This is a genomic window from Streptomyces diastatochromogenes, assembly GCF_002242805.1.
Classification (GTDB): Bacteria; Actinomycetota; Actinomycetes; order Streptomycetales; family Streptomycetaceae; genus Streptomyces; species Streptomyces diastatochromogenes.
Genome location: NZ_MCGQ01000057.1, coordinates 1 through 19,550 on the forward strand (window position 1 = coordinate 1; position 19,550 = coordinate 19,550).

21 protein-coding genes are annotated in these 19,550 nt (G+C 73.0%); 6 read left to right on the forward strand and 15 right to left on the reverse strand.

The annotated features are described in order from the left end of the window. Positions 1–200: 200 nt before the first annotated feature. Complete coding sequence (locus BEK98_RS43395; RefSeq protein WP_094222346.1) at positions 201–860, reverse strand: helix-turn-helix transcriptional regulator; 660 nt, start codon at positions 858–860, stop codon at positions 201–203. Positions 861–1,174: 314 nt separating this feature from the next. Further along, on the reverse strand, positions 1,175–1,852 hold the full coding sequence (locus BEK98_RS43400; protein ID WP_094222347.1) for a DUF3000 domain-containing protein: 678 nt from the start codon (positions 1,850–1,852) through the stop codon (positions 1,175–1,177). Between the two features lie 110 nt (positions 1,853–1,962). On the opposite strand from BEK98_RS43400, the gene hemE reads away from it, so the two are divergent. Beyond that, positions 1,963–3,030: a uroporphyrinogen decarboxylase gene (hemE, locus tag BEK98_RS43405; protein ID WP_094222348.1), complete on the forward strand. Its 1,068-nt coding sequence runs from the start codon at positions 1,963–1,965 to the stop codon at positions 3,028–3,030. A 10-nt stretch (positions 3,031–3,040) separates the two neighbouring features. Here hemE and BEK98_RS43410 read toward each other — a convergent pair whose 3' ends face one another. Further along, the gene (locus BEK98_RS43410; RefSeq protein WP_094222349.1) at positions 3,041–3,865 is read right to left on the reverse strand and encodes a rhomboid family intramembrane serine protease; all 825 of its coding nucleotides are present in this window, start codon (positions 3,863–3,865) and stop codon (positions 3,041–3,043) included. A 92-nt stretch (positions 3,866–3,957) separates the two neighbouring features. Here BEK98_RS43410 and BEK98_RS50470 point away from each other — a divergent pair, with 92 nt between their 5' ends. Continuing rightward, complete coding sequence (locus BEK98_RS50470) at positions 3,958–4,245, forward strand: hypothetical protein (protein WP_094222350.1); 288 nt, start codon at positions 3,958–3,960, stop codon at positions 4,243–4,245. Positions 4,246–4,273: 28 nt separating this feature from the next. On the opposite strand, the gene BEK98_RS43420 is transcribed toward BEK98_RS50470, so the two are convergent. Together BEK98_RS43420 and BEK98_RS43425 are read right to left on the reverse strand one after the other, a co-directional pair. Next, entirely contained in the window at positions 4,274–5,668 is a 1,395-nt protein-coding gene (locus BEK98_RS43420) for an FAD-dependent oxidoreductase (protein WP_094222351.1), read from the reverse strand. A 27-nt stretch (positions 5,669–5,695) separates the two neighbouring features. Then, positions 5,696–6,658 carry a DUF4349 domain-containing protein gene (locus BEK98_RS43425; protein WP_094222352.1) on the reverse strand — a complete coding sequence of 321 codons (963 nt, stop codon included), beginning with the start codon at positions 6,656–6,658 and terminating at the stop codon, positions 5,696–5,698. A gap of 158 nt (positions 6,659–6,816) precedes the next feature. Between BEK98_RS43425 and hemG the strand changes: the two genes are divergently transcribed. Both hemG and hemQ read left to right on the forward strand, forming a co-directional pair. Next, positions 6,817–8,295, forward strand: a complete 1,479-nt coding sequence (hemG, locus tag BEK98_RS43430) for a protoporphyrinogen oxidase (RefSeq protein ID WP_094222353.1) — start codon at positions 6,817–6,819, stop codon at positions 8,293–8,295. A 5-nt stretch (positions 8,296–8,300) separates the two neighbouring features. Then, positions 8,301–9,032: a hydrogen peroxide-dependent heme synthase gene (hemQ, locus tag BEK98_RS43435; protein ID WP_094222354.1), complete on the forward strand. Its 732-nt coding sequence runs from the start codon at positions 8,301–8,303 to the stop codon at positions 9,030–9,032. On the opposite strand, the gene BEK98_RS43440 is transcribed toward hemQ, so the two are convergent. The 7 genes from BEK98_RS43440 to BEK98_RS43470 form a co-directional block, all read right to left on the reverse strand. Further along, positions 9,029–10,663 carry an alpha/beta hydrolase gene (locus tag BEK98_RS43440; protein WP_094222355.1) on the reverse strand — a complete coding sequence of 545 codons (1,635 nt, stop codon included), beginning with the start codon at positions 10,661–10,663 and terminating at the stop codon, positions 9,029–9,031. The two genes, hemQ and BEK98_RS43440, sit on opposite strands and share 4 nt — an antisense overlap. Before the next feature lie 151 nt (positions 10,664–10,814). Next, on the reverse strand, positions 10,815–11,606 hold the full coding sequence (locus BEK98_RS43445; protein WP_094222356.1) for a TIGR04222 domain-containing membrane protein: 792 nt from the start codon (positions 11,604–11,606) through the stop codon (positions 10,815–10,817). Between the two features lie 96 nt (positions 11,607–11,702). Beyond that, positions 11,703–12,470 (reverse strand): DUF4142 domain-containing protein, encoded by a 768-nt coding sequence (locus tag BEK98_RS43450; protein ID WP_094222357.1) that lies wholly within the window; start codon positions 12,468–12,470, stop codon positions 11,703–11,705. 261 nt (positions 12,471–12,731) lie between these two features. Next, positions 12,732–14,021 carry an MbnB/TglH/ChrH family RiPP precursor modification enzyme gene (locus BEK98_RS43455; protein WP_094222358.1) on the reverse strand — a complete coding sequence of 430 codons (1,290 nt, stop codon included), beginning with the start codon at positions 14,019–14,021 and terminating at the stop codon, positions 12,732–12,734. A 128-nt stretch (positions 14,022–14,149) separates the two neighbouring features. After that, entirely contained in the window at positions 14,150–14,758 is a 609-nt protein-coding gene (locus BEK98_RS43460; RefSeq protein ID WP_094222359.1) for a TIGR03086 family metal-binding protein, read from the reverse strand. 92 nt (positions 14,759–14,850) lie between these two features. Next, on the reverse strand, positions 14,851–15,492 hold the full coding sequence (locus tag BEK98_RS43465; RefSeq protein ID WP_094222360.1) for a TetR/AcrR family transcriptional regulator: 642 nt from the start codon (positions 15,490–15,492) through the stop codon (positions 14,851–14,853). Positions 15,493–15,502: 10 nt separating this feature from the next. Further along, on the reverse strand, positions 15,503–16,219 hold the full coding sequence (locus tag BEK98_RS43470) for a peptidyl-tRNA hydrolase (protein ID WP_167444411.1): 717 nt from the start codon (positions 16,217–16,219) through the stop codon (positions 15,503–15,505). A 105-nt stretch (positions 16,220–16,324) separates the two neighbouring features. Here BEK98_RS43470 and BEK98_RS43475 point away from each other — a divergent pair, with 105 nt between their 5' ends. Then, complete coding sequence (locus BEK98_RS43475) at positions 16,325–17,203, forward strand: ABC transporter ATP-binding protein (RefSeq protein WP_094222362.1); 879 nt, start codon at positions 16,325–16,327, stop codon at positions 17,201–17,203. Further along, entirely contained in the window at positions 17,200–17,871 is a 672-nt protein-coding gene (locus tag BEK98_RS43480; RefSeq protein WP_094222363.1) for an ABC transporter, read from the forward strand. The genes BEK98_RS43475 and BEK98_RS43480 overlap by 4 nt, the downstream gene beginning before the upstream one ends. Here the strand turns inward: BEK98_RS43480 and BEK98_RS43485 are convergent. The 3 genes from BEK98_RS43485 to BEK98_RS43495 form a co-directional block, all read right to left on the reverse strand. After that, a complete protein-coding gene (locus BEK98_RS43485; RefSeq protein ID WP_094222364.1) occupies positions 17,863–18,045 on the reverse strand; it encodes a hypothetical protein in 183 nt (60 codons plus the stop codon). The genes BEK98_RS43480 and BEK98_RS43485 overlap by 9 nt on opposite strands. Positions 18,046–18,063: 18 nt before the next feature. Beyond that, positions 18,064–18,912 (reverse strand): polysaccharide deacetylase family protein, encoded by an 849-nt coding sequence (locus BEK98_RS43490; protein ID WP_094222365.1) that lies wholly within the window; start codon positions 18,910–18,912, stop codon positions 18,064–18,066. Between the two features lie 89 nt (positions 18,913–19,001). Then, entirely contained in the window at positions 19,002–19,550 is a 549-nt protein-coding gene (locus BEK98_RS43495; protein WP_208643397.1) for a YbhB/YbcL family Raf kinase inhibitor-like protein, read from the reverse strand.

Sequence of the window (19,550 nt, forward strand, 5' to 3'; positions counted from 1 at the left end):
GGAACGTTCCGTCGACGGGCACCGGAGGGTCGTAAACCAGTCAGGCCGGTGAAACTTACGGTTCACATGAGTGAACCGGGACTCCGCCGCGCGGCTCAGCGGCGGTGCGGGTCAGGGGCTCAAGGGCTTAGAGGTTCACGGGTTAAGCGGGCAGGGGTCAGGGTCAGGGGTCAGGGGATAGAGGGGGCAGGGTCAGGGGCTCAGTGGATGATCCCGGTGCGCAGGGCCACGGCGACCATTCCGGCCCGGTCGCCCGTGCCGAGCTTGCGCGCGATGCGGGCGAGGTGGCTCTTCACGGTCAGGGCGGACAGGCCCATCGAGACGCCGATGGCCTTGTTCGACTGGCCTTCCGCGACCAGTCGCAGCACCTCGACCTCGCGTCCGGACAGCTCGCGGTAGCCGCCCGGGTGGCTCGGGGCACCCGGGGGGCGGCGGTGCATCCGGGCGGCGGTGCCGAGGGGAGTGGCGCCGGGCCGGGCGGGGAGTCCGATGTTCGTCCGGGTGCCGGTGACGACGTAGCCCTTGACCCCGCCCGCCAGGGCGTTGCGGACGGCGCCGATGTCGTCGGCGGCGGAGAGCGCCAGCCCGTTGGGCCAGCCCGCGGCGCGGGTCTCGGACAGCAGGGTCAGGCCGGAGCCGTCGGGCAGGTGGACGTCGGCGACGCAGATGTCGCGGGGGTTGCCGATGCGGGGACGAGCCTCCGCGATGGACGAGGCCTCGATGACATCGCGCACACCGAGCGCCCACAGATGGCGGGTGACGGTGGAGCGGACGCGCGGGTCGGCCACGACCACCATGGCGGTCGGCTTGTTCGGGCGGTAGGCGACCAGGCTTGCGGGCTGCTCGAGGAGAACGGACACCAGGCCTCCTGGGGTGGGGGGACGGGGCCGGCTTGTGGGGAAGAAGCCGGGACGAACCGTGCTTTCAAGGTCACAGTCGTCTTCGGCAGCAAACGCGCCCGCCTTTAGAGAATGATCACGATCTAGTGAGTAACAATCCGTGCAATTCGGACACGCGATCGATCATCCGAAGATCGAGTCGGTTCGGGCCGGTGCGATTCGAGTGCGGAAAGTGGCCGTATCGACAAAGAGATGGTCAACAAGGGGTCTGTGAGGAGTACGGAGGTGTGGTGCGGAGGTCTGTGCGGCGTACGCCGGTGCGGCCGGGGGTCACGTCACCGGGACTGCGGACCCCTGCGCTGCGGCAGCGTCACCACCGAGGCGTCGCCCGGTCCGGCCGGGGGCAGCCCGCCGACCTGGGCCAGCAGATCGCACCAGGAGGCCAGGTGGCCGGCGGTGTCCGGCGCCCCGCCGAGGCCCTCGCGGGGCGTCCAGGAGGCGCGGATCTCGATCTGCGAGGCGGCGGGGCGCTCGGCGAGACCGCCGAAGTAGTGCGAGCTGGCGCGCGTGACGGTGCCGCTCGGCTCGCCGTAGGTCAGCCCGCGCGCCTGCAGCGCACCGGTCAGCCACGACCAGCACACCTCGGGCAGCAGCGGATCGGCCGCCATCTCCGGCTCCAGCTCCGCACGCACCAGCGTCACCAGCCGGAACGTGCCGTGCCAGGCGTCGTGCCCGGCCGGGTCGTGCAGCAGCACCAGCCGCCCGTCGGCCAGCTCCTGCTCGCCGTCGGCCACCACGGCCTCCACCGCGTACGCGTACGGGGCGAGCCGCTGCGGGGCGGGCGTCGGCTCCACCTCGACCTGCGGCCTCAGGCGCGCGGCCCGCAGCGCGTCGACCGCCGCCCGGAACGCCGGCGGCCCCGCCGTACCCGCCCGCCCCTCCGCCTCCGCGTTCTCCTTCGCGTCGTCCATTCCGTCAGCGCCGTCCGACAGTCGTCCCTGAGCCGCAGCCATGCGGGGAAGAGTAAGGGGAACCGGGGCTTTGTGCAGGGCAACACACCCCGCACCCGCTGTTGCCGTGGCCACCTGCGTTCCGCTTCCCGGTGACATGCGAGACTTGCCCCGTGACCGCCAACGACGCCTCCACGGGCCAGCAGCCGACAGCGACGTACGACAGCGCCTTCCTCAAGGCGTGCAGGCGCGAGCCCGTGCCGCACACCCCCGTGTGGTTCATGCGTCAGGCCGGCCGCTCCCTGCCCGAGTACCGCAAGGTGCGCGAGGGCATCCCCATGCTGGAGTCCTGCATGCGGCCCGAGCTGGTCACCGAGATCACACTCCAGCCGGTGCGCCGGCACAACGTGGACGCGGCGATCTACTTCAGCGACATCGTCGTCCCGCTCAAGGCCATCGGCCTCGACCTCGACATCAAGCCCGGCATCGGCCCGGTCGTCGAGCAGCCGATCCGCACCCGCGCCGACCTCGCCCGGCTGCGCGACCTCACCCCCGAGGACGTCCCCTACGTCACCGAGGCGATCGGCCTGCTCACCCGTGAGCTGGGCTCGACCCCGCTGATCGGTTTCGCGGGCGCGCCTTTCACCCTCGCGAGCTACCTGGTCGAGGGCGGTCCGTCGCGTACGTACGAGAACGCCAAGGCGATGATGTACGGCGACCCCGAGCTGTGGGCCGACCTGCTGGACCGCCTGGCCGACATCACGGCCGCCTTCCTGAAGGTGCAGATCGAGGCGGGCGCCTCGGCGGTGCAGCTGTTCGACTCCTGGGTCGGCGCGCTGGCCCCGGCCGACTACGTGCAGTCCGTGATGCCCGCCTCGGCGAAGGTGTTCGAGGCCGTCGCCGGCTACGGCGTCCCGCGCATCCACTTCGGTGTCGGCACCGGTGAGCTGCTGAAGCTCATGGGCGAGGCCGGCGCTGACGTCGTGGGTGTCGACTGGCGCATCCCGCTGGACGAGGCCGTGCGCCGCGTCGGCCCCGGCAAGGCGCTGCAGGGCAACCTCGACCCGACCGTGCTCTTCACCGACAAGAACACGGTCGAGGCCAAGGCGCAGGAGGTGCTGGACGCCGCCGCAGGCCTGGAGGGACACGTCTTCAACCTCGGCCACGGCGTCATGCCCAACACCGACCCGGACGCGCTGACCCGGCTCGTGGAGTACGTCCACACACACAGCGCCCGCTGAGCGGACCCGCTCACCACACCTGACGGGGCCGGGCCTGCCTGCCGAACAGCAGGCGGCGCGGTTCCGGCGGGGGCGGGGTGCCGGGCTTGAGCGGCCAGGCCAGCAGCATGCCCATCACGAAGCCGACCACATGGGCCGCGTACGCCACCGTCCCGGCGCCGGAGACACCGTGGCCCGAGGAGTACACCGCCTGGAGCGCGAACCAGAAGCCCAGCACCAGCCAGGCGGGCAGCCTGAGCGGCAGGAAGACCAGGAACGGGACGAGGACCCACACCCTCGCCCTCGGATACAGCACCAGATAGGCGCCCAGGACTCCGGCGATCGCCCCGGACGCGCCGATCAGCGGGTCGCCGGAGTCGGCGTTGAGCAGCGCGAAGCCGTAGCCGGCCGCGTAGCCGCAGACGACGTAGAAGAGGAAGTAGCGGATGTGGCCCATCCGGTCCTCGACGTTGTTGCCGAAGATCAGCAGGAAGAGCATGTTGCCCAGCAGGTGCAGCCAGCTGCCGTGCAGGAACATCGCGGTGAACACGGACAGGGGCGGGGACTTGTCGTAGCGGGCCGGTTCCACTACACAGCCCGGGCCGTGCGGGCCCACGCCCACGTCGCCCGTCGGGACCGCCCGCGGCAGCTGATGGTGGATCAGCTCCCGGGGGACCGCCGCGTAGTGGTCCATGAAGGCCTGCAGGTGGCACAGCTGTGCCAGGTCGCTGCCGCCGGCCACGGAGCCGGCTATGCCGGGTGTGGCGAGGAAGACGAGGACGTTGGCGGCGATGAGCGCGTACGTCACGTAGGGCGTGCGGCGTGCCGGGTTCACGTCATGGACGGGGATGACCACACAGGAGTAGTGCCCGCGATGCGGCGCGCGAACCGGTGAACGCGGGTGGGCGGGCTTGCGTATCTGTTCTCAACCGACGTGAGGATCAGGCGATGACGAACGCTCCGCAGGTTTCGGCGATGCATGCTCTGCCCGACGGGGAGGCCGAAGTCTCCCTGGTTCTGCGGCTTCCCTGGGAGGATGTCGCGCGGCTCGGTCAGGAAGCCGGGCGGCTGGCAGCGCAGACGGGGCGGCCGGTGACGCTGGACGAGGCGGTCAGCCATCGCCTGCGGTCCACCCGGCCGTCGGCCACACACGCGAGGCCTGCCGGGGAGCAGCCGACTGCCGTTTCCTCCAGCGCGTCCGTTGCTTCTCTGCCGCGGATCAGTGGGACGGCTTAGGACTGTTGCGGGGTGAGGCAGAGGCAGGTCACCTTGCCCGTACTTTCGCGGTCGCCTTTCTCGCCGCCACCAGGACCGGGTCCCACACCGGTGAGAACGGCGGGGCGTAGCCCAGGTCCAGGGCCGTCATCTGTTCCACCGTCATCTGCGCGGTCAGTGCCACCGCCGCTATGTCGACGCGCTTGGCCGCGCCCTCCCTGCCGACGATCTGGACGCCGAGGAGGCGGCCGGTGCGGCGTTCGGCGAGCATCTTGACCGTCATGGGGGAGGCGCCGGGGTAGTAGCCGGCCCGGCTGGTCGATTCGATGGTGACGGTCTCGAACTGGAGGCCCACGCGGTGGGCGTCCTTCTCGCGCAGGCCGGTGCGGGCGATCTCCAGGTCGCAGACCTTGCTGACCGCGGTGCCGACCACGCCAGGGAAGGTGGCGTAACCGCCGCCCGCGTTGCTGCCGATGACCTGGCCGTGCTTGTTGGCGTGGGTGCCGAGCGGGACGTACTGCTCCTGCCCGGAGACCAGGTTCAGCACCTCGACGCAGTCGCCGCCCGCCCAGATGTTCTCGTGGCCGCGTACGCGCATCGCGAGGTCGGTGAGCAGGCCGCCGTGGGCGCCGAGGGGGAGGCCCGCCGCCCGGGCGAGCGCGGTCTCGGGGCGTACGCCGATGCCGAAGACGACGATGTCCGCGGGGTACTCGGCGTCCTCCGTGGCCACCGCGCGGACCCGGCCGTCCTGACCGGTGAGCAGCTTGGTGACCTCGGCGTCGTTCACCATGGTGATGCCCAGGCCCTCCATGGCCCGGTGCACCAGGCGGCCCATGTCCGGGTCGAGGGGCGACATGGGCTCCTTGCCGCGGTTGACGACCGTCACCTGGAAGCCGCGGTGGATGAGCGCCTCGGCCATCTCCACGCCGATGTATCCGGCGCCGACGACGACCGCGCGCCGCCCGCGCGTGTGGGCCAGCGAGTCGAGCAGGGCCTGGCCGTCGTCGAGCGTCTGCACGCCGTGCACGCCCGGGGCGTCCGCGCCCGGCATGTCCGGGCGGATCGGGCGGGCGCCGGTCGCGATCACGAGTTTGTCGTACGACACCCAGGACTCGTCCCCGGAATCGACGCCACGCGCGCGTACCCGAGCGCCCGCCACGTCGATCTCCGTGACCTCCGTCCGCATCCGCAGGTCGATGTCCCGCGCGCGGTGCTCCTCGGGTGTGCGCGCGATCAGCCGGTCCCGCTCGGGCACGTCACCGCCGACCCAGTACGGGATTCCGCACGCCGAGAAGGAGGAGAAGTGGCCGCGCTCGAAGGCCACGATCTCCAGTTCGTCCGGCCCCCGCATCCGGCGCGCCTGCGACGCCGCGGACATCCCCGCGGCGTCGCCGCCGATCACGACCAGCCGTTCCCTGCCGCCCCGCCCACCACTCATGCTCATGCGAACACGCTACGGGGCGAGATCATTTCAGTCCTCGTCGGGCGCGCGGGACGGGTCCGGCACCGGGCGCGCCTGGGGCAGCGGGGCGACGGGCGTCGTCGCGGGTGCGGGCTGCGCGTGGCGGGGCAGCCGGGGGCGTACGACGCGCAGCCACAGCAGCGCCAGCAGGGCCGCGAGCGCGGCGAACGGCAGGACCGCGCCGAGGGCCAGGGCGATCCAGCGCAGCATCGTGACGAACACGTGCCAGCCGCCCGACAGGGCGTCCACGAAGCCGGGCGTGTCGTCCTTGGCGGCCTTCTTCACGGGCGTCTCGGACAGGGCCAGGGTGATGGTCGCGAGGCTGGTGCGGTCCTTCAGGGACGCCTGCTGTGCGAGCAGCGCCTCCAGGTCGGCCTCCCGGCTGCTCAGCTCCCCTTCCAGGGTGACGACGTCGCTCAGCTTGGTCGCCTTGTCCATCAGGTCGCGGATCCGGGCCACGCTGGCGCGCTGCGACTTGATCCGGCTGTCCACGTCCACGACCTGGTCGGTGACGTCCTCCGCCTTCGCCGTGCGGTCGACGAGCTTGCCGGAGCCCTGCAGGTCGGCGAGGACCTCGTCGTACTTCTCGGTGGGCACACGCAGCACGACCCGGGTCTGCTCGTGGCCCTCGGTGTCCCGGCTCGTGGTCTCGTTGCCGACGTAGCCGCCCGCGCTCTCGGCCGTCGTACGGGCCTCGTCCAGGGCCTTGGGCACGTCCTTGACCTCGACGGTCAGGGAGGCGGTGCGGATGATGGCGCCAGGGGTCAGCTTGGGCGCTCTGGGGGCCGACTTGGCGCCCTCCGCCTTGGCCCCGGCGGCACCCGGCTGTTGCGCCGCGCTGCCCGCGGCGGTCTTGGCGTCGCCCGAGTCGTTCGCGCCGCTGCACCCGGCGAGCGCGAGGGAGGCGGCGAGCAGGACCCCGGCCAGGACCTGGACGGATCGTGCGGAACGTGCGGAGCGTGGTGTGCGCATGGGCGGAACCCCCCGGTGACGGTGACCTGTGACGCTCCTTGGACGCCGGTGGGGGCGGGAACGTTGGACGGCGGCGGTTCCGATGCGGTCACGGTCCGGACTCGTCCCGGACACCGGGCCGGGGCGGCGGTGTCGGTGGGGTCTGAGAGAGTGGGGCCATGAGCGCAACGGGTACGAGCACGGGGCATGTCGTCGTCATCGGAGCCGGTATCGCCGGGCTGGCCGCGGCCCACCGGCTGCTGGGGCGCGGGCTGCGCGTGACCGTCCTGGAGGCCTCCGAACGGGTCGGCGGCAAGCTGCTGCCGGGCGAGATCGCGGGCGTCCGGGTGGACCTGGGCGCCGAGTCGATGCTCGCCCGCCGCCCCGAGGCGGTGGCCCTCGCCCGCGAGGTGGGCCTCACCGGGCAGCTCCAGCCGCCGGCCACCGCGACCGCCTCGATCTGGACGCGCGGCGCCCTGCGCCCGATGCCCAAGGGCCATGTGATGGGCGTCCCCGGTACGGCGACCGCCCTGGCCGGAGTCCTGTCCGACGAGGGCCTGGCCCGCATCGAGCGCGACGCCGAACTGCCCCGCACGGAGGTCGGCGACGACGTGGCCGTGGGGGAGTACGTGGCGGCGCGGCTCGGCCGCGAGGTCGTCGACCGCCTCGTCGAGCCCCTGCTGGGCGGGGTGTACGCGGGCGACGCGTACCGCATCTCCATGCGCTCGGCCGTCCCGCAGCTCTTCCAGGCCGCCCGCACCCACGACTCGCTCACGGCGGCCGTCCGCGACATCCAGGCCAAGGCCGCCGCGAGCCGGGAGACCGGGCCCGTGTTCATGGGCATCGAGGGCGGGGTGGGCCGACTGCCGCTCGCGGTCGCCGAGTCGGTGCGGGCCCGGGGCGGGGAGATCCTGACGGGCGCCGCGGTGACGGAGCTGAGAAGGGTGGCCGAGCCGGATGCGGCGGCGCGGCCGCACACGGTCTGGCGCGTGGTCGCCGGCGACCGTGTCCTGCAGGCCGACGCCGTGATCGTCGCCGTCCCCGCGCCCGTCGCGGCCGGCCTCCTGCGCGCCGAGTCCCCCGAGGCCGCCGCCGAACTCGCCGCCGTCGAGTACGCCTCCATGGCGCTGATCACCCTCGCCTACCGCCGGGCCGACCTCGCCCTTCCCGAGGGCAGTGGCTTCCTGGTGCCGCCTGTCGACGGCCGTACCATCAAGGCGTCGACCTTCGCCTCCCAGAAGTGGGGCTGGATCGCGGACGAGGATCCGGACGTGGTGGTGCTGCGCACCTCCGTGGGGCGCTACGGCGAGACGGAGGTCCTCCGGCGCGAGGACGCCGGCCTGGTCGAGGTCTCCCGGCAAGACCTGCGCGAGGCGACCGGCCTGGACGCCGTTCCCCTGCGGACCCGCGTGACCCGCTGGACCGACGGCCTGCCCCAGTACCCCGTCGGCCACCACGCGCGCGTGGCCCGCATCCGCGAGCACGTCGCCAAGCTGCCGGGCCTCGCGGTGTGCGGCGCGCAGTACGACGGCGTCGGCATCCCCGCCTGCATCGCGAGCGCGTACGCGGCGGTGGACCAGCTGGGCGGTGACCTCGCCGGTGTGGAGGAGCTGATGGCCAACCCGGTGCAGAGCCTGCACGGCGGAGCGGGAGAATAGGGACCATGAGTGACGACGCCCCCACCACCGAGTCCGGCAGGATCCCGAACAAGGGCAAGCTGGCCAAGGACCTCAACGAGGTCATCCGCTACACCCTGTGGTCGGTCTTCAAGCTGAAGGACGTACTGCCCGAGGACCGCGCGGGTTACGCCGACGAGGTCCAGGAGCTGTTCGACCAGCTCGCCGCCAAGGACGTGACGATCCGCGGCACCTACGACGTCTCCGGCCTGCGCGCCGACGCCGACCTCATGATCTGGTGGCACGCCGAGACCAGCGACCAGCTGCAGGAGGCGTACAACCTCTTCCGCCGCACCAAGCTGGGCCGCGCCCTGGAGCCGGTCTGGTCGAACATGGCGCTGCACCGCCCCGCCGAGTTCAACCGCTCGCACATCCCGGCGTTCCTCGCCGACGAGACGCCCCGCAACTACGTGAGCGTCTACCCGTTCGTGCGCTCCTACGACTGGTACCTGCTGCCCGACGAGGACCGCCGCCGCATGCTCGCCGACCACGGCAAGATGGCCCGCGGCTACCCCGACGTGCGCGCCAACACGGTCGCCTCCTTCTCCCTCGGCGACTACGAGTGGCTCCTCGCCTTCGAGGCCGACGAGCTGTACCGCATCGTCGACCTCATGCGCCACCTGCGCGCCTCGGAGGCCCGCATGCACGTCCGCGAGGAAGTTCCCTTCTTCACCGGGCGCCGCAAGTCGGTGGCCGAGCTGGTGGCCGGGCTCGCCTAGGCGGTCCTGCCCTTGAGCGAGTCCCGCAGGGACTGCTTCGGGGCACTGTCCGCGGGGGCCTCGGGCTTCGGCTCCGGGTGCGGTGCGCAGGCCGCGCGCCGCCCCGGGAGCCGGCCCTCCAGCAGGTAGGCGTCCAGGTACGCGTTCACGCACTTGTTCGGGCCGCCCCCGATCCCGTGCGTGCCCGCGTCCCGCTCGGTCACCAGCACCGAGTCGGCCAGCCGCCGGTTCATCTCCAGCGCGCCCGCGTACGGCGTGGCCGCGTCCCGTTCGGCCGCCAGGATCAGCACCGGCGGCAGCTCACCGGGTCCGGTGCGCACGTCCAGCGGCTGCTGCCGGGGCGCGGGCCAGTAGGCGCACGGCAGGTTCATCCACGCGTTGTCCCAGGTGATGAACGGAGCCACGCGCGCGAGCCGTGTGTTGTCGCGGTCCCACACCTGCCAGTCCGTCGGCCAGGCCGCGTCGTTGCACTCGACGGCCGTGTACACCGCGTTGCCGTTCTCGGCCTCGGTGGCCGCCTCCGGGCTCGGTGCCGCCAGCCGGACCAGCGGCTTCGCGTCGCCCCGCAGATAGGCCGACAGCGCGGCGGCCCGGCTCGGCCAGACGTCGTCGTAGTACCCGGCGGTGAGGAACGCGTTCTGCAACTGCCCCGGCCCGACCTTCCCGTCCGCGGCCTTCGCGGCCAGCCGCCCGCGCGCGGTGTCGTAACTGCTCTGCACCTTCGCCGCCGTGTCGCCGAGCCGGTAGACGTCGTCGTGCCGGGCGATCCACTCGCGGAAGTCGGTCCAGCGGTCCTCGAAGGCGGCCGACTGGTCGAGGTTGTCGCCGTACCAGACCTTCGCAGGGTCCGGGTCCACCGCCGAGTCCAGCACCATCCGCCGCACATGCGAGGGGAACAGCGTCGCGTACACCGCGCCGAAGTAGGTGCCGTACGACGCTCCCATGAACGTCAGCCGGTCCTCGCCCAGCGCCGCCCGCAGGACGTCCAGGTCACGGGCGTTGTTGAGGGAGTTGTAGAACCGCAGCCTGCCGCCGGAGCGTTCGGCGCAGCCGCGCGCGTACGCCTTCGCCTTCTCGATGCGCTGCCGCTTGTACTCCTCCGAGGGGTGCGTCGGCGACTGGGTGGGCCCCTTGAAGAAGTTCTTGGGGTCCACGCAGGACAGCGGAGCCGAACGGTCCACCCCGCGCGGGGCGTAGCCGACCAGGTCGTAGGCGGCGGCGATCCGCTTCCACTCGGGGAGCATGCCGATCAGCGGGAAGTACATGCCGGATGCGCCGGGGCCGCCCGGGTTGTAGACGAGGGCGCCCTGCCGGGGCACCTTCCGCTTGCTGTTGTGCGGGTCCTTGTGGGTGGCCTTCACCCGGCTGACGGTCAGTCCGATCTGCCGGCCGTCGGGGTGCGCGTAGTCCAGCGGAACGCTCACCGTGCCGCACTGCATGCCGGCCGGTGCGTCCGGCTCGGCGGCGCACTTGCCGAAGTCGACGCCGGCCGCACGGGCGCGCGCGGCGGCCACCGCGGTCCCCCGCAGCTCTGCCGAGCCCGGTGCGGCGGGGGCGCCGCCCGCCGGGGCCGCGGCCAGCGTGGTCAGGAGCAAGGAACCGGCGGCCGAGTACAGGGCGGCAGCTCTCATCGCGTATCCCTTCGGTGCGCCGCGGCGATGGCACGGCTGCCACGGCCCGGCGACGACAAAAGGGATGTTTCGTTCGGCTGTCGGTGAAGGCAAGCACCGTCCGGCGGGTGTCGCCGTCAATGCCCCCGATGCGCCCCCGAGTCCGCCGTCCTCACTCCCGCCAGGGCTGGTCGCGGTGGGTGAAGGCCGCGCGCAGCTCCGGCTCGCCGATCGCGCGGATGCCGCGTACGGCGACGGAGGTGAGGAAAGACCGCTCGTCGCCGTCGCCGTCGCCGGCCGACCGCCGGGTCAGCGTCCCCAGCAGCCGCTGTCCGGCGGGGGAGGCCCAGCGCGAGTACGGATGCACCTCGACCCGGGCGATGGCCAGGCAGCTCAGCGTGAGCGTGAGCGGCAGCGCGAACCACAGCGCGACCAGGAGGCGCGGCATGCCGGTCTGGCCGGGCATCAGCAGCGCGGTCAGGCCCAGCGCCAGTACGACCAGTGCGGCGGCGCGCACCTGGCGCATCCCGTCCGCCACCGTCGTACGCGCACCGTCGGGCACCGCGAGTCCCGCGCGCACCAGACCGTCGGCGAGCCGGCCCACGGCCTCGGCGCCCGCCGCCGCGGCCCGCACCGGAGCGATCCGGGACTGTCCCTCGGGCCCGATGGCCCCTATGACGGACTGCTCCATCTCGTCGTGGCCGCGCGGGTCCACCACCGTGGCCCATCCGGTGTGCGCGAGCAGCAGCCGCCGCTGCCGGGCCATGGACACCATGGTCACATCGGCGACCCGCGCGGGGCCGCCGGACAGGAACGCCGCCTCGTACAGCGTCAGGGCGTGACCGTGGTCCGCGGTGGTGCCGTCCGCGTCGACGGCCGCGGTGCGTACGGCGGCCAGGCACAGCCGGGTGCACGTGATGCCGGCGAACGCCCAGGCCAGGAGCAGCAGGAGGACCCAGAACATGACGTTTTTCTATGCCAGAGGCCTGGGAAACGCCATGCCCTGTTCACCATCCGGACCGAGTGTTGCCGGTATGTGACGTTCCGTTTTTCCCGCAGGTCAGGGGCTGTTCGCCGGCGGCGGGCTGGAGGCGGCGGGCGGCAGGGCGTACGTCGTCGACGGCGAGGGCACCACCGGCACCGCGGAGGCGGGGTCGACCTCAGGGGGTGTGGGCACGGCGGAGGGGGACGCGGCGAGGTCCCGGGCCAGCGCCGAGAAGTCGACGTACCCGGTCGCCTCCAGGACCTTGATGTGGTCCAGCACGGTCGCGTTGGCGTCGTCGGCCAGGTCGCGGACCAGGGAGTTCTGGGTGCCGGCGCGGACCTGGGCGACCAGCGAGAAGACCCGGCCGTGCGCGAAGCGCAGGATGCCGGCGAACTTGCGGTCGAAGTCCTGGCCCTGCGCCGAGTTCAGGGTGGCGAGCCACTGCTTCTGCTGCTCGTTGGGCTCGTTGGGCAGGGGCACGCCGAGCTGGGAGGCGACGGTGCGGACGTGCGCGTCGAGGGAGGTGTGGCCGTCGACCAGGTGCCGGCCGGCGTCCCGTACGGCCTGTGTCGTCCCCTTCCGCTCCGCCAACTGCCCGGCGGGCAGCTCCCACAGGCCCGCGAGCCGGACCTTGGTGACGAAGTCCCGGTCCTGCGCGGACAGCGGGCCGTACGGGGTCGTCACCGTCTGGGCGCTGAGTGTGGTGGCGTCGGTCGGGTCCGGTCGGTCGGCGTACGACCAGAGCGGAAAGAGCAACGCGGCGGCTGTCGCCGCCAGGCCCGTGATGATGAGCCCGGTGCCGTTGAATATGCCTCGGCCCTTGATGGGGGGTCGCGGTCGCATGGTGCCTCCTGCTCCGCACGCCGGGGTGCTTGCTGCGGGTGCGGGCTTGGCATATTACTGCGGAGTTCGGGGTAGCTCGGTTCGGCGTCGTTGAGCGCAGCCGCAGACACCCGCGGTCGGGCATCCCGCCGTAGCTGCGGGCAGTCGTGCCTCCCCCAGCGCCTCAAGGGCCTGGGGGGACCCCCAGGCGGCACGGGTGGGCGCAGCGGCACCCGGTCGGCGCCGGTGAGCGGACCCACCCCCGGCCCGCACCATCTGCGCTCAGCGCCTCCGGAGCAGTACCCTCGCCCGCGCCGCCAGCCCGGGCGACCGCGGGGCCGGACCCGCTCGGTCCAGCCACCACTCCCGCAGCTCCCGCCGGACCTTCGCATCGTCCGGCCGCCCGACCTTCAGCAGCTGCCCCACGAAGTCCAGCGCATCCCGCCGATACCCCCCGCTCATCGGCCGCACCCGCGCATACTCGAGGAACGCCTCCCGGTACCCCTCCCCGAGCAGCAGAGGCAACTCGGGCGCCACCTTCGCCACCACATCCGCCCGCTTCGCCGCGAGCGCCCGCGCCTGCACCCCCATCCGCGCCCGGTCGAACCCCTCGGGCACCGGCGTCCCGGCCACCAGCGAGGACAGCACCGCCGCCTGCGCGACACCGAGCCGCTGCCGGGCCTCGGGCGGGGCCAGGACGGCGACGCCCCCGCCCGGCCTCGCCGCACCGCCGACCACCGCGGCCTCCCGACCCGCCGCCACGGCCCCCCGGATCGCCCCCAACTCCCGCTCCAACTCACTCGGTTCGGGGAAGTTCTCGTCCCGTTCCAGCAGCACTCCGGGCGGCGCGACCCGTGACGCGAGGTCGGTCAGGATGTCGAGCACCGGACGCGGCACGGGGTGCGCATGGCTGTCGTGCCAGACGCCGTCGCGCTCGAAGCCGCCCGCGACATGGACGTAGGCGATGGCCTCCAGGGGCAGCGCGGCGAGCGCCTCGGCCGGGTCCTCGCCCCGGTTGACGTGGTTGGTGTGCAGGTTGGCCACGTCGATGAGCAGCCGTACCCCGGTCCGCTCGACCAGCTCGGCCAGGAACCGCCCCTCGGTCATCTCCTCGCCCGGCCAGGAGAGCAGCGCGGCGATGTTCTCCAGAGCGAGCGGCACCGGCAGCGCCTCCTGCGCGATCCGCACGTTCTCGCAGAGCACGTCGAGTGCGTCCCGGGTGCGCGGCACGGGCAGCAGATGGCCCGCCTCCAGGTGTGGGGAGGCGGTGAGCGCGCCGCCCGCCCGTACGAACGCGATGTGCTCGGTGACCAGGGGCGCCCCGAGCGCCTCCACCCGTTCCGCGAGCGCGGTGAGCCGGCCCTCGTCGGGGCGCTCCGCGCCGCCGAGGCCGAGGGAGACGCCGTGCGGGATCACGGGCACCCCGCGCTCGCGCAGCCGTAGCAGCGAGTCCGGGAGATGGCCGGGGCAGACGTTCTCCGCCACGACCTCCACCCAGTCGATGCCCGGCATCCGCTCCACGGCGTCCGCGATCTCCGGCCGCCAGCCGATTCCCGTGCCCAGTCGCCGCACGGCTCCACCCCCTCCGTCTCCGAGTGACGGGGGTATGGCCCCCGCGGGCGGCTCCCAACCCCCGCGCCCGTGCGTTCAGAGCAACATTTGAGGTTCGCCGTTCCTCGATGTTCGAGGTTCGCCGTCCCTCACCCCCGTACCGGCCACTTCTCCGGGACCCGGCCCAGCAGGCGCAGCGCCTCCTCCAGGGGCCCGGACCCCGGTGGCACGTCCAGCGCCGGGGCGAAGGCGAAACCCGGCCCGCGCCGGGCCGGGTCGACCGGCACCCGCCGGGCCACGGCGAGTGCGGCGTCGAGAACGTGCTCCGGCAGGTCCAGGCGCACCCCGAGGGCGGCGGCGACATCCCAGGCATGCACCACGTAGTCGACGAAGTGGAAGCCGATCGCCAGGTGCCCGGGGAAGCTCCGGCCCAGCTCCGGCAGCCTGAACTCCCGCTCGGCAGCGCCCGGTTCGGCGAAGGCCGCGAGTACGGCGGTGGCGGCCACCCGGTGCACCCCGGCGGGCTCCCGCATGTCCTCGGGCTCCCGCCAGTACACCGCCTCGTGTCCCGCACCCCGCGCCGCGGCCGCGAAGCCGACGTGCTGTGCGGTCATGTGTGCCACGAGCTGCCGCAGCGTCCACCCCGCGCACGGGGTGCCCCGCTCCCAGTCCGGCTCCTGCGCCAGTCCCACCACCCGCACGGCCTCGTGCACGGCGATGCGGTCGAGTTCCACGATGTCGTTCTCGGTGACGGTCATACCAGCGAGCCTAAAACTGTGCGAACGATCGTGCTAGTTCTTTACGACACCCGGGGCGACAACCCGGTTGCAGCCCTCAACAGCGCGCCCTCTCAAGGAACTTCGGGAATCGGGGCCGCCTCTCCCGTCGCCGCGTCCCGCACCCGCCGCGCGATGCCCACCCGGGCTCTGCGGTAGGCGGTCTCCTCGTCGTGCAGCACGGAGAGGGCGTTCGCCGTCTCCATCAACGCCACCAGCTCGAAGGCCAGCTGGGCGACGTCCGTGTCGGCGCGCATCTCACCCGCCGTACGGGCCTCCTCGATCGTGCGCTCCACATGGGCCGACCAGTCGCGCTGGGCGCGGACCACCGCGTCGTGCACCGGGCCCGTCCGTGCGTCGAACTCGGCCATGGCGCCGTAGAAGAAGCAGCCGCCCGGGAACACCCGCCCCCGCGAGTACTCCAGCCACAGCTCGCACAGCCGCCACACCCGTCCGACGCCGGCCGGCACCTCGCCCGCGGGCCGGACCACCCGCTCGGTGAAGATCCGGGCCGCCTCCCGCACGGTGGCCAGCTGCAGCTCCTGCTTGGAGCCGAACAGCGCGAACACCCCGCTCTTGCTCAGCTCCAGCTCGGTGGCCAGCCGGCCGACGGTCAGCGCCTCCAGCCCCTCGACCGAGGCGATCTCCACGGTCCGGCCCAGCACCAACTGCCGGGTCCGGTTGCCCCGTTCGACGCGCCCGTCGAGCCGAGTCACCCGGCACCCCCTACCGCAGCGCGGGGTGGTCGGCGACCACCGTGCAGGAGCCCGGCGCGATCTCCGTGAAGCCGGCGTCCCGCACCAACGGCAGCCCGCCGCCGGTCAGCCGGTGCCACTCGGCGGGATCGGCGGTGCGCACGGCCAGCGGGAACCCGGCCTCCCGCCACGCGGTCCGCTCCTCGTCGGACAGCGCCCACCAGGCCAGCTGGGCGCCGTGCCCCGCCTGGGCCATCGTCTTCCCGGCCGACATGTCCAGTTCGGGGTTCAGCCACAGCACCGGCTGCGCACGATCCGCCTCGACGGGCGGCTCCGGATCGTCCAGCTCCGTTCCGGACACCTGCAGCTTGGCCAGATCCTTCGGCCAGCCGTCCAGTGGCACCGGCGGGAAGACGCGCACCTCGGCGGACTTGCCGTTCACCGTGATCCCGGGCAGCGCCTCGGCCCGCCGCCACTCCGCTCCCCGGGCCCGCCGCACGACCTTCCGGATCCGCGCGTCCTCCCAGTCCCGCACGGCCTGAGCCCACTCCCCGTCGCCGGCGGCCCGCTCATCACTGAGCAGCAGAAGCACGGCCCGAGCGGCCGTCTCCAGCGCATCGGTACGGGCAGGGGGAGCACTCCGCTCGATACGGACGACGAGGGGGAGGACGTACTGCGGCGCCTCGTCGCGGGGGTTGGGCTCGGAGTGGAAAGGACTGTCGCTGGGGGACGCTGGAACATGGCTCACACCAGCCAACTTTAAGGGGCGCGGGGAACTGCCCGACCGGCCCCGGACGTCTCGCACACCGGACTCATGATCACCCCCTACGGCGAGACCGGACAAAATCCCCCCATGCAACGTGACCTACGGCTGGTCGAGGTCGGCCGCCGCTACGGCCTCCGCGGCCCCTGGGTGTTAAGAGGCATCCACCTCACCCTCACCCCCGGAACACTCACCCGCATCGAAGGAGACAACGGCAGCGGAAAATCAACCCTCCTTCGCCTGGTCGCCCGCCTGGACGCCCCGACCGAAGGCCGCGTCACCGGGCGCCCACGCACGGCGTACGTCCCGGAGCGCTTCCCGTCGGCCCTGCCCTTCACCGCGTCCGGCTACCTGACCCACCTCGGCACCATCCACGGCCTGTCCCGCAAGACCGCCGCGAGCGCCGCGCAGAGCTGGCTGGAGCGGTTCGGCGCAGCCGCCTACGCGACCACCCCCATGTCACGCCTCTCCAAGGGCAGCAGCCAGAAGGTCGCCGTCGCGCAGGCCCTCCTCGCCGACCCGGAGCTGCTGGTGCTGGACGAGGCGTGGACCGGGTTGGACGCGGCCGCGCGGGACGAGCTGGAGCGGGCGGTGGCCGAGCGGACCGCCGCCGGGGGCGCCGTCGTCTTCGTGGATCACGACCCGCGCCGTCTGGCCGGGGCGCCCGACGCGACGTACACCGTCGTGGACGGCGGCCTCAAGCTCCGCACGGACAGCGGGAGTCCACCGCCGACCGGGCCGCTCACCCGGGTCACCGTGCAGGGGCCGCCGGGGGCGCAGCTGCCGCCCGACGCGGTGCGGACGGTCACCTCGGCGCAGGAGATCACCCCCGGCGTCCACCGCCTCGCCGTCCCCGCCTCCCATTCGGACGTCCTCCTGCGCGCCCTGCTGACGGCCCGCCCGCCCTGGCACGTGGTGAGCGTCGAGCCGGACGGCACCACCCCACTCGACCCCGGAAGCCGCCCATGACCGCTCTCCTGCGCTATCAGGCCGACCTGCTGCTGCGCTCGCAGCGCTGGCTGCCGCCGGTGATCCTCTACGCCGCCTTCCTCGCGATCGGCGTACAGAGCGGCCAGCCGGTGCTCGACTCGCTCGGCTACGCGGCCGCCGGTCTGCTGCCGGTGGCCGCCTGGCTGGTGCGGATCTGTGTCACCGGCGAGCCGGACGCCGCCCGTGTCTGCGTCGCCGCGGCGCGCGGTCCCGCCCGCACCCACCTGGCCTGCCTGCTGACCGCGCTGCTCGCCTCGGCGGCGCTCGGGGTGGTGGCGACCCTGGTCGTGACGCTGGTCAGCGACCCGGCGAGCAACGGCCACCGGATCCATGTCCCGCCGCTCAGGGCGGGCGCGGCCGGACTCCTGGCCGCCCTGGCCTGCGCGCTGCTGGGCAGTGCGGTCGGCGCGCTCACCAACCGGCCGGTGCTGCGCTCCACCGGCCGCGCGGTGCCCGCGATGCTGCTGGCCGCGCTGCTGTCGGTGGTGCTCGCGGGCTCCCCGGCCCAGGCCGCGGTCAGCGGTCTGGTGACCGGTTCGCAGTCCGGCCGGGTGCCGGTGCCGCTGCTGCCCCTGGCCGGGGCCGGCCTCGTCACCGCCGCGGCCTTCGCGGCGGCCTGTGCGCTTACCGCCCGCCGCTCACCCTGAACACGCGGTGCGCTGTGCCTCCTGCCACTCACACACGGGGCACAGCGTGATGCCTTTGTACGACTCCGGATACTCCGTGGGCTCCTGGCACAGCACGCACGCGGCGTACGGCGGGCCGTCGGCCTTCGAGGGTCGGGGCGCGTCGGTGACGGTGCAGTAGTCGTCGTCGCTCATGCCCTCAGCGTAGGACGGTCACCGGTGGCCGTTCGTCTCGCCGATCAGCTCGGAGACCTTCACGAACCGGTAGCCCTGCTTGCGCAGTTGCGGCACGACCGTGCGGACGACCCGCTCGGTGGTCGGGGCGGCGCTGCGCGTGCAGTGCATCACGACCACCGACCCGGGCTTCACCCCGTCCAGCACGTCCCGGACCACCGCGTCGGCGTCCGTGGCGAACGCGTCACCGCTCACCACGTCCCACTGCACCGCGGTTACTCCGACCCCGCTGAGCGCGCGCAGCGCCTCACGGTCGTAACAGCCGCCGGGGAAACGGAAGTACGGCAGCGGGTGGGGCACGCCCGCCTTGCGGATGGCGGCGTACGCCCGCTCGACTTCCCCCCGCACCTGGTCCGGGGCAACGGTCGGCAGGCCGTAGCAGTCGGCGGTGAACGCGTAGTGGCTGTAGGAGTGGTTGGCCACCTCGAACTGCGGGTCGTGGCCGAGGGAACGGGCCTGGGCCGGGTACTGCTCGGCCCACCGGCCGGTCATGAAGATGGTGGCCGGCACCTTCAACGCGCGCAGGGTGCCGATCAGATCCGGGTTGTCGAAGTGCTCGCCGGCGGCGGCGCGGGGCCCCTGATCGGCGGTCATGTCGGCGTCGAAGGTCAGCGCGACGGTCTTGCCCAGGGTGCGCGGGCCGTGCTCGAACACCTGCGCCAGACCGCCCGGACCCGGGGCGAGCTCCGGCGGACGTGTGGCGGACGGGGAGGCGGCGGGCTTGGTGTGGTCCGGCCGCGCGGGGCCGGGGGTGCCCGCGGTACCGCAGGCGGCGAGGGCCGCGCCCAAGGCGCAGACGGCAGTGACACTGCGTGCTACTGAAATCACAATATGAAAATAGTACTAATTGACCGGCTCTGCGGTTCTATGCACCCATGCGTGGAAGTACCGTCACCCACGCAGGTGGCGGCGGGCTGCTAGCGGCCGTACCGCCCGGTCAGCGTGCCCGTCGCCAGGGTGTGGCCGGACAGGGCGCCGAGGAGGTCGGCGGGGGTGGCGTCGGGGGCGAGGTCCGGGCGGATGTCGGCGGCGTAGACGGTGAGGACGTAGTGGTGCGGGCTGTCGCCGCGGGGCGGGCAGGGGCCGCCGTAGCCCGTCCGGCCGAAGCCGTTGCGGCCCTCGGCCGCCCCCTTCGGGCCCTCGCCGGCCGTGAGGTGTGTGGTGTGCGGGTCGATGTCCCACACCAGCCAGTGCGTGAAGGTGCCACGCGGGGCGTCGGGGTCCTGCAGCAGCAACGCCAGGGAGGCGGTCTGCGGGGGTACGCCGGTGACGGCGAGCGGGGGTGAGACGTTCTCGCCCTCGCAGGTGTAGCGGCTCGGGATCGTGGCGGCGTCCGCGTACGCGGGGCTTGTGACCGTGAGCCTCAGGGTGGTGGTGGGGGAAGGGACCGAGGACGAGCCGCCCCCGTCCGCGCATCCCGGTACGACGGCCATCGCGGCCACGGCGATCACCCAACCTTTGCGCAT

Coding starts and splice junctions, on each gene's coding strand:
- hemQ (WP_094222354.1), top strand. CDS start 8,301: ATGAGTGACGACGCCCCCACCACCGAGTCCGGCAGGATCCCGAACAAG.
- BEK98_RS43425 (WP_094222352.1), bottom strand. CDS start 6,658: ATGCGCACACCACGCTCCGCACGTTCCGCACGATCCGTCCAGGTCCTG.
- BEK98_RS43485 (WP_094222364.1), bottom strand. CDS start 18,045: ATGAGCGACGACGACTACTGCACCGTCACCGACGCGCCCCGACCCTCG.
- BEK98_RS43480 (WP_094222363.1), top strand. CDS start 17,200: ATGACCGCTCTCCTGCGCTATCAGGCCGACCTGCTGCTGCGCTCGCAG.
- BEK98_RS43400 (WP_094222347.1), bottom strand. CDS start 1,852: ATGGCTGCGGCTCAGGGACGACTGTCGGACGGCGCTGACGGAATGGAC.
- BEK98_RS43475 (WP_094222362.1), top strand. CDS start 16,325: ATGCAACGTGACCTACGGCTGGTCGAGGTCGGCCGCCGCTACGGCCTC.
- BEK98_RS43440 (WP_094222355.1), bottom strand. CDS start 10,663: ATGAGAGCTGCCGCCCTGTACTCGGCCGCCGGTTCCTTGCTCCTGACC.
- hemG (WP_094222353.1), top strand. CDS start 6,817: ATGAGCGCAACGGGTACGAGCACGGGGCATGTCGTCGTCATCGGAGCC.
- BEK98_RS50470 (WP_094222350.1), top strand. CDS start 3,958: ATGACGAACGCTCCGCAGGTTTCGGCGATGCATGCTCTGCCCGACGGG.
- BEK98_RS43495 (WP_208643397.1), bottom strand. CDS start 19,550: ATGCGCAAAGGTTGGGTGATCGCCGTGGCCGCGATGGCCGTCGTACCG.
- BEK98_RS43460 (WP_094222359.1), bottom strand. CDS start 14,758: ATGACCGTCACCGAGAACGACATCGTGGAACTCGACCGCATCGCCGTG.
- BEK98_RS43420 (WP_094222351.1), bottom strand. CDS start 5,668: ATGAGCATGAGTGGTGGGCGGGGCGGCAGGGAACGGCTGGTCGTGATC.
- BEK98_RS43450 (WP_094222357.1), bottom strand. CDS start 12,470: ATGCGACCGCGACCCCCCATCAAGGGCCGAGGCATATTCAACGGCACC.
- BEK98_RS43445 (WP_094222356.1), bottom strand. CDS start 11,606: ATGTTCTGGGTCCTCCTGCTGCTCCTGGCCTGGGCGTTCGCCGGCATC.